The organism is Pseudodesulfovibrio karagichevae (assembly GCF_041414475.1).
GTDB lineage: Bacteria > Desulfobacterota > Desulfovibrionia > Desulfovibrionales > Desulfovibrionaceae > Pseudodesulfovibrio > Pseudodesulfovibrio karagichevae.
In genome coordinates, this window is the sequence record NZ_JBGLYH010000001.1 from 122,061 (window position 1) to 137,951 (window position 15,891).

The window sequence follows — 15,891 nt, forward strand, 5'->3', positions numbered from 1 at the left end:
TCTCCTTCCCGCTCGCCCTATAAAGTGTGCAGGAGGTTTCAGAAATGTCCATTGCACACACCATCTTCGTCGCTTGCGGCGCGCTGCTTATCGTTGGCGGCGAACTGCTGGCGCTCCGCGCCATCAGCAATCTCAAGCGACTACTCATCTTCTCCGCCATCGCCGAATGTGGCTATTTCCTCATCGGCCTGGGCGTCGGCTCCACATCCGGCATATCCGGTGCCGCCCTGCATCTGGTTTACCAGTTCGTCATCAGAAGCCTCGTCTTCCTGACCGCGTGGCGACTCGCCTCGGGGAAAGGTTCATGGGCCCTCGGTTCCCTTCGCGGGAGCAGCAGACGCATGCCCCTGACCACGATCATGTTCGGGTTCGGCATGTTCTCCTTCATGGGGTTGTCTCCGTTCAAGGGCTCAATCAGTAAATTTCTCGTCACTTACTCCGCCATCGAAAACGGCAATTATCTCATCGCAGCATCGGCCACGCTGGGCACCATCATCGCTGCCGTCTATATCCTGCGTGTCATTCAGACCATCTGTTTCGAAGTCAGCGAAGAAGACACTACTCCGGCAAAAGAGAACATGCTCTCGGCTTCCGGCATCATCGTCTTCCTGCTCGCTGGCTTGACTGCAGCCATGACCATCCACCCTGAACCGCTGATCCACTTCTGCGAAGATCTCGCTCTCTCCATGGGTACGCCGGAAACGGGAAGTGAACTGCCGCATTTTGAAAGTCCCTGGCCCATCCAGGTTATCGTCCCCTATCTGGGCGGTTTCGCCGTTTACGTAGTGGGCAAACTCCTGCCCAAAATTCGGGATTTTTCCGCTATCGCGGTGGCTGTAGGGGCGTTGGCCGTCATCATTACAGAACCGCAGCCGAATGCCTTCCTCTTTTTGGGCTCAACCCTTTTCGCCTTTATCTGCACCATCGTAGTCATATACTCCACGGGCTACCTTGGGGAAAAACCGCACGCCAACCGTTACTTCTTCTTCCTGTTCCTGATGTATGGTTCGCTGGTGGGCGTTGCCACGGCAAAGGATCTCGGCAACTTCTATCTCTTCTGGGAACTCATGACATGGACATCCTACCTCCTCGTCATCCACAAGCAAACCGCCAAAGCATTGAAAGCCGGATACAAATACATCGTAATGTGCGTCTCAGGCGCTACCATCATGCATTACGGCATTCTGCTGTGGCACAGTAGCGCAGAAACCTTCGACATCGCTCTGCTCCATTCCGTGGCTCCCTCCACCATTGGATGGACCGGGATTCTCATCGGCCTACTGTTCTTCATCGGCCTCGGAGTAAAAGCGGGGCTCTTCCCGATGCACTCCTGGCTGCCCGATGCCCACCCTGTCGCGCCGTCTTCCATCTCGGCCCCCATGTCGGGAATCCTGACCAAGGCAGGCATTCTGGGACTCATCAAATTCCTGCCGCTGTTCGCAGCCGGGACGATACCCTTCGTCTCCCCTGTCAGCGAAACCGTCTTGCCCACCCTGCTGATGGTTGCCGGAGGTGCCACCTTGCTGTTTGGTGAAATCATGGCCCTGCGCCAGGACGACATCAAACGGATGCTCGCATACTCCACCCTGGCCCAACTAGGTGAAATAACCCTGATCTTGAGCATCAACACATGGCTCACCACCGTCGGTTCACTCGGCCATGTGGTCAACCACGCACTCATGAAGGATCTGCTTTTTCTCACCGCAGGCGCTTTCATCATGCGTGCCGGAAGCCAGCAGGTCAGCCAGCTCGCCGGACTCGGTAGACGGATGCCCATAACCGGTGCATGCTTCGCCATCGGCATCGTCTCCATCATGGGGTTACCACCGTTCAACGGCTTCATGAGCAAGTTCCTCATGCTGTACTCTGCGGTCAATGAAGGCTTCTATACCGTAGCCGCCATCATTCTGGCAGGCAGCCTTATCGGTGCCATCTACTACGGACGTCTGCTCAAGGTGCTGTTCTTTGAAAACAGTTCAACCGAAACCGTTACCGAATCTCCTGCCTCCATGCTGACGGCCATGATCGCTCTGGCCTCCGCTTGCGTCATCTTCGGGCTTCAGCCCTCCCTGTGGATTACTCCGACCGTCCAGGCAGCGACTGCCATCTGGGGGGCGGCCAGCATTGTCGACATCCCGAACCTGACTATCGCATGGCCCACGCCGACGCTGATCCTGGTTCAGGGGGCCGCCACCATGCTTTGCCTGCGCCGCACCCGCGCCATGGGCATCGTTGCCGCAGCAATAACGACCATTGCCGGAGGCTCCTTGTTCCTGATGCCACAGCAGTCGGCCTACGGCACCGCTTTTGTCACTGTGCTGCTCTTCTCGGCAGCGCTCAGTTTCCTTTATGCGGCCCAATACATGGACCACAGCCATCGCCAATGGCGCTTCTTTGCGACCTGTCTGATAATGGTCTGCGGCCTGACAGGGCTTGCGCTGAGCAACAACCTGTTTCACTTCTTCACCTTCTGGGAGATCATGAGCAGTTGGCCTCTCTTCTTCGCCATCATTCATGAAGAGACCTCGGAAGCAAAGCGTGAGGGCACCAAGTACTTCCTGTTCAACCTTGCTGGAGCTTCCAGCCTCTTTCTCGGCGTCCTGTTGATGGGACAGGCGGCAAACTCCTTTGCCTTCAGCGACATCATTACCGCCCTGCCCAATCTGCCCACCTCGGCATGGCTGACTCCCGTCGCTCTAATGGCCGTGGGCTTCTTCATGAAAGGAGCCATGGTACCGCTACGAATCGACTGGCAGATGCATCCCGCGTCCGCCCCGACTCCCATTAGCGGATACATCTCGGCGGTGCTTCTCAAATCGGCCCCATTCGGCATGCTTATCCTCTGTTTCGTACTTGGCGGGTCGGTACTGGAAACCGCTCCCATGCAGCAGATCATGTACATAGGAGCATGGATTGCGGGACTAACCATCTTCTACGCCGCGTACAAGGCTGTCACGCAGTCGAGCATCAAGGGCATTCTCATCTACTCGACGGTCAGTCAGCTTGGCTACATACTCCTGGGAATCTGCCTCGGTACCCCGCTTGGCCTGACCGGCGGCCTAATGCACTTCGTCAACCACATGGCTTTCAAAAACCTTGCGTTTCTTTGTGCCGGTGCATTGATATATAAAACCCACGCCCACTCCCTGAACGAACTGGGCGGAATCGGCAGGCGTATGCCCTTGACCACCCTTGCCTTCGGCGTGGCCACCATGTCGGCGGCGGGCGTGCCTCCGTTCAACGGATTCACCTCCAAATGGCTGCTGTACAACGAACTGGGGGGACAGGGTGAAATCCTGCTCCTCTTGCTGGCTCTGTCCGGTAGCGTGCTCACGCTCGCTTACTTCTTCAAATTCCTGCATTCGGCTTTCCTCGGGCATCCTTCCGCCCGACATGACAACGTGACTGAAGTCGGCCCGCTCATGCTGATCCCCATGGGAATCCTCGCTGCCGTCTGCTTGGTCACCGGTATCTTCCCCGGCCTGCTACTGGCGCCCATCGACACCATACTGCAAACACTGAATCTATCCCCGATCCCAAGCTCTCTCTCCGGCGTCACCGACAGCGCAATGCGGTGGGACGCAACCCTGATAGGCTGTATGCTGCTCATGGCTTTGTTCATGATCCTCGGCCTGCTGCAACTCATGGGCGGTCGCGTCAGGCGAACCAACATGCACATGTGTGGCGTCACCGAACTGACGGAAGAAGCCACCAACGTTACTGCGGAAAACGTCTACGAAGCCCCGCTGGAACTCGTCATGCAAATCAGACGCGCCATCTCGGCCCCTTTCATCAAGGAGTAACATCATGGTCAACGATTACATTCACGCAGCCGTCGCCATGCTCATCTTCCCCGGCGGCTTCTTCGCCCTGATGACAGGGCTGGTCTTCAAAGGCATTGACCGTGTCGCTGTCGCCAAGCTGCAACGGCGCATCGGCCCTCCAATCCTGCAACCCGTGTTCGACATCATCAAACTGAGTACCAAGGAAATCCTCATCCCGGAGACCGCCAATAAAACGGCCTTCAGGTTAGCTCCGGTCATCGGTTTGTGTGGCAGTCTTGTCTGCGCCGCGCTCGTCCCCATTGCCGGTGTCTGGTCCGGGATTCCCGGAGCCGGGGACATCTTTGTCCTGCTCTACCTCTTCGCACTCCCGGCCCTCGCGTTCATGCTCGGCGGGTCCGCATCCAGCTCACCCTTTGGCGCCATCGGTTTCTCCCGCGAAATGATCATCATGTTCGCCTACGAAATCCCCCTGCTCTCTGTCCTGCTCGCCGTAGCTGTACGTGCTGACTGGCAGCTTTCCCTGGATGCCATCATCGCCTACCAGACAGCCAACGGCCCGTTCCTGTTTGATCCGATCATGGCACCCGCCTTCATCGCCTATCTGCTGTTCATTCCCGGCACCATGGGGGCAGGCCTGTTCGACATCCCCGAAGCGGAAGAAGAAGTCATCGAAGGGCCTGTCCTCGAATACTCCGGCCCACTTCTCGCCCTGTTCAACATGATGTCGGCAGTAAAGCTCATGGTGGTCCTGAACCTTGGCGTGGCTTTGTTCTTCCCGCTACTCCTGCCGGGCGGCATATGGGTCAACCTGCCGTTCCACCTGTTCAAATGCCTTGTACTGATGCTGGCGTCAGTGTCCCTGTTCCGCGCGTCAACCGGGCGTCTTCGCATCGACCAGGCTTTTACCTTCTTCCTGAAGTACCCGTCCTCACTGGCTTACGTCAGTCTGGGTGGCGCGTATTTCCTTCGCTAATCGAGGTTGCCATGCATTCATTACTCAAAAGATTCGTCCACAAATCCCCCTGGCTCTATCGCATCAATGCCGGTTCCTGTAACGGCTGCGACGTTGAGTTGGCGACCACTGCCCTGATCCCCCGCTTCGACGTGGAGCGGTTTGGGTGCAAGTACTGTGGCAGCCCCCGCCATGCCGACATCGTGCTCATCACCGGCCCGCTCACCACACGGGTCAAGGAACGGGTGCTGCGGGTCTACGAAGAAATCCCCCATCCGAAAATCACTGTGGCTGTGGGTATCTGCCCCATTTCCGGCGGCGTCTTCCGCGACAGCTATTCCATTGAAGGCCCCATGGACCGTTACATTCCCATCGACGTCAACGTCCCCGGTTGCCCCCCGCGCCCACAGGCGATCATGGAGGGCATCCTCAAGGCATGCGACATCTGGAAAAACAGAATGAAGGAGGTGGCGTAATGCTTCCATTCCTGAAAATCCTGGCACGAAACATCGCCAAGGGTCCGGCAACCGATCCTTTTCCCTTTGAAGACACTTTCACGCCCAAACGGTTACGCGGCAGGGCTGAACTCGATCCCAAACGCTGCCTCACCTGCGGCATTTGCAGCCATGTCTGCGCAGGCGGAGCCATCGCAATGACGGAGTCGGCAGACGGAAACGGCATGGAATTCCGCCTCTGGCACAATACGTGTACCTTCTGCGGCCTGTGCGCCCACTACTGTCCAGCCAATGCCATTACCATGACCAACGACTGGCACCTCTCCCATAAGCAGGCTGAAAAATACACCTGCTGCGAGGTGCAATTCGTCGAATACCCCGTCTGCAAGGAATGTGGCGAACGCATGCTACCCCAGCTTGAAAACCGTCTCTCCAAGGGGTTGATCGGTGAGGTCGACGCTACAAATATCCTGCACACCTGCCCGGATTGCCGACGCCGTCTTGCTGCTCTGCAACAGATCAACAGTACCGCATTCATGACAGCGGACAGGAGCTGAACATGACAACAAACAAACAGAGAGCTTCTTTTAACGACATCCTCACCGGCATGGACATTGCCATCACCTCCGATTCTAATGGCAATCAGTTCGGCTGGACTTACGTGACGAGTGCACAGGCGCTGCGGCAAGCATCCCTTAGCCTGGCGAACAACGGCGCACGCCTGTGCACCATCACGGCCTTCAATGAAGACAAATTCGCCGAAGGCAGCGACATGGAACTGGTCTACAACTTCGATCTCGACGGAGCCGTGCTGTCTCTGTGCATCCGACTCACGCCCGAAGCATGCACCATCCCGTCCATTGTCGATCATTTCCCCAACGCCGACTGGCACGAAAGAGAATTTGCCGAACTATTCGACATCGAGCTGACCGGACGGGAGAAACCTGAACGGCTGTTCCTCGATCCTTGCATCGATACCGGCATCTTCCATCGACTCATCCCGCTTTCGTCCATGATGAACGGTGCGACCACCAAGCAGTTGTGGGAGACGATCTTTGCCGAGACTGCCATGCCCGACTGGGCCAAGGAGGCAAAATAATGACGACCTATTCCATTCCCGTCGGCCCACTTCACGTCGCGCTTGAAGAGCCTATGTACTTCCGCGTGGACATCGAGGGCGAGACTGTCAAAAACCTTGAAATCAACGCGGGGCACGTACACCGTGGCATGGAGTCTCTCGCTCTCCAGCGCAACTATTTCCAGAACATCACACTCACGGAACGACTCTGCTCCCTCTGTTCCAACAGCCACCCGTGCACTTACTGCATGGCTGTCGAGAATCTCACAGGCATCGATATCCCCGACCGCGCCCGGTATCTTCGGGTACTGGCCGACGAGATCAAACGCGTGGCGTCAAACCTCTTCAACGTCGGCATCATGGCCCACATCATCGGATTTGAATCGCTCTTCATGCACGCAATGGAAATTCGGGAACTGGCGCAGGACGTAAAGGAAGGCGTATACGGCAACCGCATGGACCTCGCCGCCAACTGCATAGGCGGAGTCAAATACGACATTGACGAGGACATCGAAACCTTCCTGTACACCCAACTCGAAGCGATGAAGAAACCGCTCGACGAAATTTATGAGGTATACGAAAAAGACCCGCTCATCACCACGAGGACGAAGGGTGTCGGCATACTCCCCTATGAAGACGCTGTCCGAATGGGAATCGTTGGACCGGTTGCACGCGGCTCCGGGATCGCTTACGACGTCCGGGACAAGGCGCCATACTCTGCCTACGACCAACTCACCTTCACCGTACAAACCGAAACGACTGGAGATGTCCGCAGCCGCGCACTGGTCCGCCTGCGCGAAGTCATTGACGCCATCTCCCTCATGGAACAGTGCTTGAAACAGATGACTGCCGGGCCGACCGTCCCGGACCGTCTGCCGGAAATTCCTGTGGGACAATCCGTTGCCAGGTCCGAGGCCCCGCGCGGCGAACTACTCTACTACCTGAAGTCCGACGGTACGGATCGACCTCAGCGTCTCAAATGGCGCGTCCCAACCTACATGAACTGGGAAGCGTTGCATATCATGATGAAAGGTTGCAAAATTTCCGACATCCCCTTGATTATCAATAGTATTGATCCGTGCATTTCATGCACTGAACGATAAAACCATTCCTCCTTCCAACCTCCTGATGCATAATTTGATTATGCAGGTACGCCTTTCTTCCGCCCTGAAGGAAGGCGTACTTTTTTTGAAACAAAAATACGTTTTGTCAAAAACAGGACAGATTATTTTATCGGTTCACCGTGTAATCGACTCGTCTAATAAACGGCAACTCCATGAAATCAACAATTGGAAAGTATCGGCCATGCATGAGACAGCAATCATCCTAAGCACCATCTCCATTGTGGAAGAAGAGGCAAAAAAGCGCGGCGTTTCGCAAATCCACTCGGTGACCATGTGTGTCGGCGAGTTGGCCTGTGTCGAAGAACAGACCCTCAGAGGGTGCTTCGAAGTTGCCGTCGAGACAAGCACGCTATCAGGAGCCGAACTCATCATTAAACCTGTTGAGGCGGTTTTTTGCTGCGGCAGTTGCGGCGCCTCCAACCGAGGACGCACTTGGTCGGACACATGTCCCCGATGCAAGGCCGCCAACCTCACACTCACGCAGGGACGAGAACTCTACGTGAAAAGCTTCGAGGCCGACTGATCAACTTTTGGAGGGAAAATCTGTGCCCGAACCGAATGAAAACGCCATCATCTACGCCGACGCGTCAAAATGTGTCGGTTGCAAGCAGTGTGAGCTGGCATGTGCGCAGGCGCACAGCGGCTATTCGCTGACCATGGCGAAAGCGAACAACTACAAGCTCGTTTCTAGAATCAATGTCGTGCGAGTCGACGACATCAACGTGCCCATCCAATGTCGACAATGCGAGGATGCTCCCTGTGCCCACGCCTGCCCGACCGGAGCCATCTTCCAGGAAAACGGTATTGTCCAAATCAGCGAGGGCCGTTGCGTCGGTTGCAAGGTCTGCGTCATGGCTTGCCCGTTTGGCGCCATTGAGGTTGTCCGCGAAGGTATCGCCGAAGATGGCCGCACCAACCAGGGGGTTGCCAAAAAGTGTAATCTCTGCGCCCACCGTATTGATGAAGACGGCGAATACCGCTGTGGATGCGTGGAGGCCTGTCCTACCAAGGCCATCCGCCTCATCACCATCGCCGACTATCGAAAGCAGCTCATGCTCGCCAGAGCTCGCGAAGCAAGCCACCCCACTTCCATTTACAAAGGATGACACCATGACCCAAAAAGTTTCTCTCGATAAATCTATGGACCTGCTCGTCCCTCTGGCCAAAAAGGAAGGCATTGAGACCCCGTGGGACCGCTATGAAAAAATGCAGCCCCAGTGTGGCTTCGGAGAACTCGGCGTCTGCTGCCGAATCTGTTGGAAAGGCCCCTGCCGCATTGATCCCTTCGGCAAAGGCCCGGACCGCGGCATCTGTGGCGCAACCGCCGATGTTATTGTGGCCCGCAATCTTATCCGTATGCAGGCTGCCGGTGCCGCCGCACATTCCGAACACGGCAGACACGTAGCCCTCGCCATGGAGCATCTCGTCAAACACGGTCTCGACGCATATTCCATCAAGGATGAAGCCAAACTGATGGCCGTGGCCAACACCCTAGACGTCGATACCAAAGGCCTTTCCACGCAGGAAATCGCCCTCAACGTCGCTCTGATCACCCTCAATGATTACATGAGCCAGGACAACTCCACCGGCTGTACGTGGCTGACCAAAACCTTACCCGCCAAGCGCGTCGAGAAGCTAAAGAGCCTTGGCGTGGTGCCGCACAACATCGATGCCGCTATCACCAACATCATGGCGCGCACCCATGTCGGGTGCGATAGCGACCACGTCAACCTGCTGCTGGGCGGCATCCGCGGCGCACTGGCCGACTACACCGGCATGGTACTCGCAACCGAATTGTCCGACATTATGTTCGGCACGCCCCAGCCTGTGGTCACCAAGGCCAATCTAGGCGTTCTCAAGGAAAATGCGGTCAACATAGCCTTACACGGACACAACCCGCTGCTCAGCGAAGTCATCTGTGACATGGCATTAAAGCTCAACGACGAGGCCATCGCCGCCGGTGCTCCAGAAGGCATCAATGTGGTTGGAGTCTGCTGCACAGGCAACGAGGTCATGCTACGTCGGGGCATCCCGCTGGCAACCAACTATCTGTCCCAGGATCTTGCTATCCTAACGGGAGCCATTGACTCCATGGTCGTCGACGTCCAGTGCATCATGCCATCCATCGGCTCGGTCGGTGCATGCTTCCACACCGAAATCATCACGACCATGCCAGACAACAAAATCACTGGCACCCGACATGTGGAATTCGACGAGGAACACGCCTTAGAGAAGGCTACCGAGATCGTTCGCCTGTCCATTGATGCATTCAAACGCCGCGATCCCAACCGGATCAACATCCCCAAGGTGAAGGAAACCGCCATAGTCGGATTCAGCAAAGAGGCAATCGTCTCCGCCCTGGCTGCCGTCAATGCGGAAGATCCGCTCAAGCCGCTCACCGACGCCATTGTCAGCGGTGCTATCAAAGGCGTCGCCCTCTTCGTCGGATGCAACAACGTCAGGGTCAAGCAGGACCACGCCTACATGACCGTCATCAAGGAACTACTCGCCAACAACGTGCTGGTGCTTGCCACTGGTTGCGGCGCAGGCGCCTTCGCCAAAAACGGCATGATGACGCAGGAGGCAGCCAAGGAATTCTGCGGCGAATCCCTGCTCGGCATCCTGACCGCCATCGGCGAAGCCGCTGGCCTGGAAGGTCCGCTCCCCCCGGTCCTTCACATGGGTTCCTGCGTGGACAACTCCCGCGCTGTTCAGGTCGCCTCCGCCTTGGCCAACGCGCTGGATGTGGACCTGAGCGATCTTCCGGTCGTTGCCTCCGCGCCGGAAATGATGTCCGAAAAGGCCGTCGCCATCGGAAGCTGGGCAGTGGCCCTTGGCTTTCCCACCCATGTGGGCATCATGCCGCAGATCACAGGTGCCCCCGGTGTGGTCAAAGTCTTGACCGAGGATGCCAAGGACATCTTCGGCGGCTACTTCATCCCGGAAACCGACCCTGTCGCCGCAGCCGGCAAACTCTTTGACGCGATCATGGAGAAGCGTAAGGGGCTCGGCATCTAAAGAAACCCCACAACGGCCCGTCGCCCCCGGCGACGGGCCGCATCAAGGAGATATCACATGAAGATTGCTATCACAGGAAAAGGCGGCGTGGGCAAAACAACGCTGGCAGGTTTGCTTGCCCGACTGCTCGCTGATCAAGGCGATACCGTTCTGGCTATCGACGCCGACCCGGATGCCAACTTCGGCTCTGCCATCGGCATCACTCCTGAAGCGCTCGCCACCATCACGCCCATTTCCAAAATGAAAAAGCTGGCCGAAAAGCGAACCGGAGCCGAGGGAGACGGAATGTACTCGCTGACGCCTCACGTCGCCGACATCCCGGACAAATACGCAATCAATCACGAAGGTGTGAAACTGTTACTCCTCGGCACCGTGGAACAAGGCGGGGGCGGTTGCATCTGCCCTGAACATGCGTTGGTCAGAACGCTCATGAAACACATCCTGTTCCAAAAGGGCGAAAGCGTCGTCATGGATATGGAGGCTGGCATCGAGCACCTCGGCCGAGGGACGGCGGAATCCGTGGATGCCCTTATCACTGTAGTGGAACCTGGCTCACGAAGCATCCAGACCGCAAAGCAAATCCAATCTCTGGCCGCAGACATCGGCCTGAAAAATACCTTTGTGGTCGCCAGCAAGGTCCGCAATGACGAAGAACTGGAATTTCTCCAGGCCAACATTTCCGAAGCTACCCTCCTCGGCATCTTGCCCATGAGCGAGGATGTCCGCAAAGCTGATATGCATAACGTCGCCCCCTACGACCTGCATGGTGAAATTGTCGAAGCTGCACGCGGGATTCTTCAAAGGATTGAAGAGGAGTTGAACCAATAAACAGCCTCAAAATACGACCTCGGCCTTCATCATTTTATTAACGTCAGAACAGTTGTTACACATCAATACCAGATTGGGATAACTTGAAACGTGGTTTCTCCTTCTAGAAGAGGGACATCACATGCGCGAAAACACACGCTATCGACCAACTCATTTTATAATTCCGATCCTCAAATCCTTCGATCCAAAGCTGAAAACGCTATTTCTCTCGCCTTCGCGGCACACGGATGAGGACAGCAGCGATGCCCCGTAGGCTGCTTGTGTCACGCTTGCAGAAAAATCGGCTGAAGGAGAAGAAATCCCCCGCCGAAGCTTGCACAAAGGTTCGGCGGCGTCATATGACAGGGCATATCCTCAGGATAATTTCAGTTTGCAAAAGGAGGTAAAACGCACTTTACGCGCGTCATAAGTTCATGACGTTAGTCTGAACTGATGACGCATGAAGAAGCCTTGTGCTTCAACGATCCACGCGCCGTTTTCCAAACAAACGGCCATTTCCAAATCCAAACACGCAGGCTGTAACGCAGCACCCGCCGATGGTGGAATGGCAAGTATCTACGCTTGTCATTGCCGCACTTCCCCTACGGCTGCCATCCAATCCGCAAGACGTACGCGCTTGCGGGGCAGCACCCCTTATTGACTGGGTCTTCCGGAATCTTCTTCCAATGGGAAACGGGCATTCATTCTTCCCTTAGCTGGTGATGCGTGGCGGGTTTACCGCCACAGGCAGGTCTTTCCCGGATAACGGGAAAAGTCCGATCTGCTTGGCCCCGGGGCGCTGCCCCGAACCTTTAACGGAAGGAGAATCCCAATGGGAAAATCCGACAGCCTCAAGTATGGGATCAACCGGGCAACCTTGTCCGGCCCGAAATCGAAACAACACCGGATTCGCCAGACGGCCCACCACTTCGTCAAGGTCTTGCGCCAGGCGAACATGGGAGCCCAAAAGTGGACCAAGGTGACAAACAAACATTTCCAGCGGGTGGCGGATGCCATGCGCGCGGACGGCGTGGGTGACGGCAGGATTGCCGAAGTCTTCAGCGCCGCACGCCACATCTGCCGTGCATACGGAAATAACCACATCAGCAAGAACAACGCGATCTTCGGGGTCAGACGCGGGTCCATCGCCAATGCGACATCCCGTGCAGTGAGCCCGGAAGTCATCCAAGACACCCTGACCCGCATGCGGAACGACACGTCGTATCCGCAGGCGGGTCGGGCGGCGGCACAAATCGAGCTAATGTATGAGCTCGGGCTGCGTCGGGAAGAATCGGCCAAGCTGGACTTGCCCAACGATTGGGACCGGGAAAGCCATAGCCTCCTCGTGCGATATGGCACCAAAGGCGGCAGGCCCCGGACACTATATGACCTGTCCCCACAGCAGGAAGCGGCTCTTGAGCGAGCCGAAGAATACGTGTCCCCTTCCGACCGAAAGGGCATCAACAATCTCATGCCCGAAGGCATGGGCGACGAATGGCTGCATCGGCTGGATTATGCAGCCAGAAAGCACAGCCTGACGGGCAAGGATGCCGGGGGCACCCTGCACGGCCTCCGTCACGAACGTTTTCGACAGATGTATGCGGACCATACGGGCTTCGAACCGCCGAACCAGTACGATAGTGTTCAGGCATTCCACGAAGCCGCCCAAGCAACGGCCGGGGATAACTGGCCCCAGCTCGACGACGAAGCACGCGACAACATCGAAGTGGCGGCGGGGCATTCGCCCGGTCGCCGGGACGTATCGAACGCCTACCTTGGCTGTTCCATTTAGAAGAAGCCCCGCCATTTCCGGCGGGGTTTCATTTTTTTCTTCCGACCCCCTGTTTGCAGTTTGACTTTTCTTATCCTGAGGGTGTCAGACTTAAGGGTTGGCTGAATTCATAAATTTCAAACCCTCAAACCGAAAGGGAGCTGAAAACGGGTACGCATAAGCGGTAGGAGGCTTTACGTTCCAGCCCTACGGGGTAAAAAAAATGTCGGATTCATTGAACCTTTTCACCATCAAGGAAGTTGCAGGCGTCCTGCGTGTTCACAGGGCAACCGTGTCCCGTTTAATCACCGCTGGCGCGTTGGGACACATCGCGGTAGGGTCACGAAAGCTGATCCCGGAAACGGATTTGCTGGAGTTCATTGAAAATCGAAGAAGCTTGGCGGCGAACAGTCCGGAGGAGGGATAGCCTGTGGCTACCGTTACTATCGCGACACGTTCGCTTAAAAAAGGAAAAGCCTACGTTATTCACTTCAACAACCCGGAAACGGGCAAGAAGGAATACCATAAGACATTGAGACGGAAAGACCTGGCCCAAGAGGAAGCTAATCGGCTTCGCACCCTGTTGGACAGCGGCAGATTGCCGACCAAGGATACCCGGCAACCGAAGCAGCAATGCCTGCCCACCTTTGGACAGGCGGCCCTGCTCTGCCAAGCCGAGTGGGATCGAAAGCTGGGAGAAGGGAAAATATCCAATGCCAGCCATTCTGGGTACGGCTACCTGCTGGCCCCCATCATAAAGGAATGGGCGCACACCCTGCTCCATGATCTAGACGAAGACACCATTCGGGACTACCGCATCCGTGTCGCGGAACAGACCAAGGCGAAACTGGTAGCCAGGGGCGAAGAAGGCAAGAACTGCAACGTGCTGGCAAATCGGCGCTTATTCGTAATCAAGCAGGTCTTTGCTCAAGCTAAGCGTCACGGCCTGATTGATAAGGATGTTGCAAAGTCCATCCCGTACCTGTCCGAAAAAGACAGTGAGAGGAAAAAAGCCCAGAAGCCCATTGAAGTTGACGCCCTGCTTGAAATAGCAGCCCAACGCAGGGCAAAGCACTATATGGTGTTGGCAATCCTGCTGGCAGTGGAACATGGATGCAGCACACAGGAAATACTGGCGCTGAAAAGTTCAGATATCGACCTTGATGAAAACCGCATCACATTCCACCGCACGAAAAACGGTGTCACCCGATCACACCAAATCATGCCCCGGACCCGGAATGCGCTCATCGCTCGATTCGAGCATGTCACCCAATATCGGAAAAAGCGCGGCGTGAAGGCCAAAGGCAATTCCGTGATCGGGCACATGGACGGCACCCCGTTCAAGTCAATCGACACCGCATGGTCAAACCTGTGCAAAGATCATGACTTCAACGATCTGCACTTCCATGACCATCGCCACACATACTGCACCAACGTGTTGTTGTCCGGCAGCACGCTCAAGGAGACCAACGTCATGATCGGCCACAAAACGCTGCGCATGACCGACAGATATAGCCACCTTGAAGGGGTGATGGATAGCACCCCGCAGGACCGTCTGGCCGCGCGCTATGCCATGACCGGCACGGACGGCACCCCGTCGGAAGCGGCGGACACATAGCGGACATATTCCCAAAAGTGCCCCAAAACCACGAAAAAAGGATTCCAAGCATTAGCTTGAAATCCTTAATTTTCTTGTGGTGGAGCTGGAGGGAATCGAACCCACGACCTCTTGAATGCCATTCAAGCGCTCTCCCAACTGAGCTACAGCCCCACGTCGTTGGGAAAGCCAACTTGTCCCAAGGGGGCGGTTTTTGTCAACAGGAAATGTGCACAAATTTCACCGGGTCGGGACACTTTCTTTATCCGGCTAGAACTCCGCCCGGCGGATGACGCAGCCCGGCCGCTGGACCGTGCGGTGATATTTGACCGCAGGCTTGCCGAAGGACATGGCGCAGACCAGGAGGTGGTTCTCCGGGACGCCCAGCCGGGGCCGGAACTGCGGCACGATGCCAGTGAGCAGGGCGCGGGCGATGCCGTTCCAGACCGTGCCCAGGCCGTGGCTGTTGGCCAGCAGCTCGAAGTAGCTCATGGCGATGTGGCAGTCCGCCATGGGCGCGAGCGAATCCTCCGGGGCCGTGGCCAGCAGCAGATGCGGGGCGTTGCGGAAAAGGATGTCCGTGCCGTCCTCGCAGCGCCGCACGTAGTCGGCCATGCGCTCCCAGCCCGCCGGGAACCCCTCCTCGCGCAGCATCCTCAGGGCCTCGGCGGTCACCTCGGTGCGCAGCCGGTCCATCACGGCCGGGTCGTCCACCACGGTCAGGGTGACCGGGCGGAGGTTCACGGCCGTGGGCGCGTGGGAAGCGACCTCCAGCAGATGATGAATCAGGGCCGGGTCCACGCCCTCCTTCCGGTAGCGGCGGGTGGAGCGGCGGCCCATGATCAGGGTCTCCATCCTGGCGGGCTCCGGAAGCATGCCCTTGAGCGGCAGGCTGTCGGCCGGGTCCTTGCCGAAGACGCTCACCGCGCCGGGCTTGCACACGGCCAGACAGTGCTGGCACTCGATGCACCGGGTCTCGTTTTCGGGCCGGACCACGGGCAGGTCGTCCATCTCGATGACGCCCCAGAGACAATCCTTCGCGCATTCCCCGCAACGGGTACACTTGTCCGCATCCACCGTGAAATTCAGCATGATCCCTACTCCCTGTCTGGTTGATTTCGCCCACTATAGCATGTCCGGCCGGGAACGGAAGCAGGCACTTTTCCGTGGGGCGGTTTCGTTTAGGTAGGAATCATGTTTTTCCGCCCGGTTGTACACCGAACACCGGCCGCCCGCCGAATTCACAAATACGCCGTTTTGGTATAGAGGCAAGTATGGTGCGGCATTCCGCAACGCCTGTTTCG

At 56.9% G+C, this 15,891-nt stretch carries 14 protein-coding genes and 1 tRNA gene; 13 read left to right on the top strand and 2 right to left on the bottom strand.

The features are described from left to right. Positions 1-44 precede the first annotated feature (44 nt). From AB6M95_RS00505 to AB6M95_RS00565, 13 genes are all read left to right on the top strand, one after another. Complete coding sequence (locus AB6M95_RS00505; RefSeq protein ID WP_371384770.1) at positions 45-3,803, top strand: proton-conducting transporter transmembrane domain-containing protein; 3,759 nt, start codon at positions 45-47, stop codon at positions 3,801-3,803. A 4-nt stretch (positions 3,804-3,807) separates the two neighbouring features. Beyond that, on the top strand, positions 3,808-4,758 hold the full coding sequence (locus tag AB6M95_RS00510; protein ID WP_371384771.1) for a respiratory chain complex I subunit 1 family protein: 951 nt from the start codon (positions 3,808-3,810) through the stop codon (positions 4,756-4,758). An 11-nt stretch (positions 4,759-4,769) separates the two neighbouring features. Further along, positions 4,770-5,213, top strand: a complete 444-nt coding sequence (locus AB6M95_RS00515; RefSeq protein WP_371384772.1) for an NADH-quinone oxidoreductase subunit B family protein — start codon at positions 4,770-4,772, stop codon at positions 5,211-5,213. Further along, positions 5,213-5,749 carry a 4Fe-4S dicluster domain-containing protein gene (locus AB6M95_RS00520; RefSeq protein WP_371384773.1) on the top strand — a complete coding sequence of 179 codons (537 nt, stop codon included), beginning with the start codon at positions 5,213-5,215 and terminating at the stop codon, positions 5,747-5,749. Before AB6M95_RS00515 ends, AB6M95_RS00520 begins: the two co-directional genes overlap by 1 nt. Positions 5,750-5,751: 2 nt before the next feature. Then, complete coding sequence (locus AB6M95_RS00525; protein WP_371384774.1) at positions 5,752-6,291, top strand: NADH-quinone oxidoreductase subunit C; 540 nt, start codon at positions 5,752-5,754, stop codon at positions 6,289-6,291. After that, positions 6,291-7,373, top strand: a complete 1,083-nt coding sequence (locus tag AB6M95_RS00530; RefSeq protein ID WP_371384775.1) for a hydrogenase large subunit — start codon at positions 6,291-6,293, stop codon at positions 7,371-7,373. The genes AB6M95_RS00525 and AB6M95_RS00530 overlap by 1 nt, the downstream gene beginning before the upstream one ends. A 40-nt stretch (positions 7,374-7,413) precedes the next feature. Further along, positions 7,414-7,917, top strand: a complete 504-nt coding sequence (gene hypA / locus AB6M95_RS00535) for a hydrogenase maturation nickel metallochaperone HypA (protein WP_371384776.1) — start codon at positions 7,414-7,416, stop codon at positions 7,915-7,917. A gap of 22 nt (positions 7,918-7,939) precedes the next feature. Further along, on the top strand, positions 7,940-8,500 hold the full coding sequence (locus tag AB6M95_RS00540; RefSeq protein WP_371384777.1) for a 4Fe-4S dicluster domain-containing protein: 561 nt from the start codon (positions 7,940-7,942) through the stop codon (positions 8,498-8,500). Between the two features lie 4 nt (positions 8,501-8,504). Beyond that, entirely contained in the window at positions 8,505-10,412 is a 1,908-nt protein-coding gene (cooS, locus tag AB6M95_RS00545; protein ID WP_371384778.1) for an anaerobic carbon-monoxide dehydrogenase catalytic subunit, read from the top strand. 57 nt (positions 10,413-10,469) lie between these two features. Continuing rightward, complete coding sequence (locus AB6M95_RS00550) at positions 10,470-11,240, top strand: ATP-binding protein (protein WP_371384779.1); 771 nt, start codon at positions 10,470-10,472, stop codon at positions 11,238-11,240. Positions 11,241-12,051: 811 nt separating this feature from the next. Continuing rightward, positions 12,052-13,011 (top strand): site-specific integrase, encoded by a 960-nt coding sequence (locus tag AB6M95_RS00555; RefSeq protein WP_371384780.1) that lies wholly within the window; start codon positions 12,052-12,054, stop codon positions 13,009-13,011. A gap of 202 nt (positions 13,012-13,213) precedes the next feature. Next, a complete protein-coding gene (locus AB6M95_RS00560; protein ID WP_371384781.1) occupies positions 13,214-13,417 on the top strand; it encodes a helix-turn-helix domain-containing protein in 204 nt (67 codons plus the stop codon). A gap of 3 nt (positions 13,418-13,420) precedes the next feature. Further along, positions 13,421-14,608: a tyrosine-type recombinase/integrase gene (locus AB6M95_RS00565; RefSeq protein WP_371384782.1), complete on the top strand. Its 1,188-nt coding sequence runs from the start codon at positions 13,421-13,423 to the stop codon at positions 14,606-14,608. A 77-nt stretch (positions 14,609-14,685) separates the two neighbouring features. Here the strand turns inward: AB6M95_RS00565 and AB6M95_RS00570 are convergent. Together AB6M95_RS00570 and AB6M95_RS00575 are read right to left on the bottom strand one after the other, a co-directional pair. After that, positions 14,686-14,761: transfer RNA gene (locus tag AB6M95_RS00570), tRNA-Ala, on the bottom strand. A gap of 96 nt (positions 14,762-14,857) precedes the next feature. Beyond that, complete coding sequence (locus AB6M95_RS00575; protein ID WP_371384783.1) at positions 14,858-15,679, bottom strand: nitroreductase family protein; 822 nt, start codon at positions 15,677-15,679, stop codon at positions 14,858-14,860. Positions 15,680-15,891 lie beyond the last annotated feature (212 nt).

Excerpts from the sequence above, each read along its gene's own strand:
- AB6M95_RS00530 (WP_371384775.1), top strand. The coding sequence starts at position 6,291 with ATGACGACCTATTCCATTCCCGTCGGCCCACTTCACGTCGCGCTTGAA.
- cooS (WP_371384778.1), top strand. The coding sequence starts at position 8,505 with ATGACCCAAAAAGTTTCTCTCGATAAATCTATGGACCTGCTCGTCCCT.
- hypA (WP_371384776.1), top strand. The coding sequence starts at position 7,414 with ATGCAGGTACGCCTTTCTTCCGCCCTGAAGGAAGGCGTACTTTTTTTG.
- AB6M95_RS00555 (WP_371384780.1), top strand. The coding sequence starts at position 12,052 with ATGGGAAAATCCGACAGCCTCAAGTATGGGATCAACCGGGCAACCTTG.
- AB6M95_RS00525 (WP_371384774.1), top strand. The coding sequence starts at position 5,752 with ATGACAACAAACAAACAGAGAGCTTCTTTTAACGACATCCTCACCGGC.
- AB6M95_RS00550 (WP_371384779.1), top strand. The coding sequence starts at position 10,470 with ATGAAGATTGCTATCACAGGAAAAGGCGGCGTGGGCAAAACAACGCTG.
- AB6M95_RS00515 (WP_371384772.1), top strand. The coding sequence starts at position 4,770 with ATGCATTCATTACTCAAAAGATTCGTCCACAAATCCCCCTGGCTCTAT.
- AB6M95_RS00505 (WP_371384770.1), top strand. The coding sequence starts at position 45 with ATGTCCATTGCACACACCATCTTCGTCGCTTGCGGCGCGCTGCTTATC.
- AB6M95_RS00520 (WP_371384773.1), top strand. The coding sequence starts at position 5,213 with ATGCTTCCATTCCTGAAAATCCTGGCACGAAACATCGCCAAGGGTCCG.
- AB6M95_RS00575 (WP_371384783.1), bottom strand. The coding sequence starts at position 15,679 with ATGCTGAATTTCACGGTGGATGCGGACAAGTGTACCCGTTGCGGGGAA.
- AB6M95_RS00510 (WP_371384771.1), top strand. The coding sequence starts at position 3,808 with ATGGTCAACGATTACATTCACGCAGCCGTCGCCATGCTCATCTTCCCC.
- AB6M95_RS00560 (WP_371384781.1), top strand. The coding sequence starts at position 13,214 with ATGTCGGATTCATTGAACCTTTTCACCATCAAGGAAGTTGCAGGCGTC.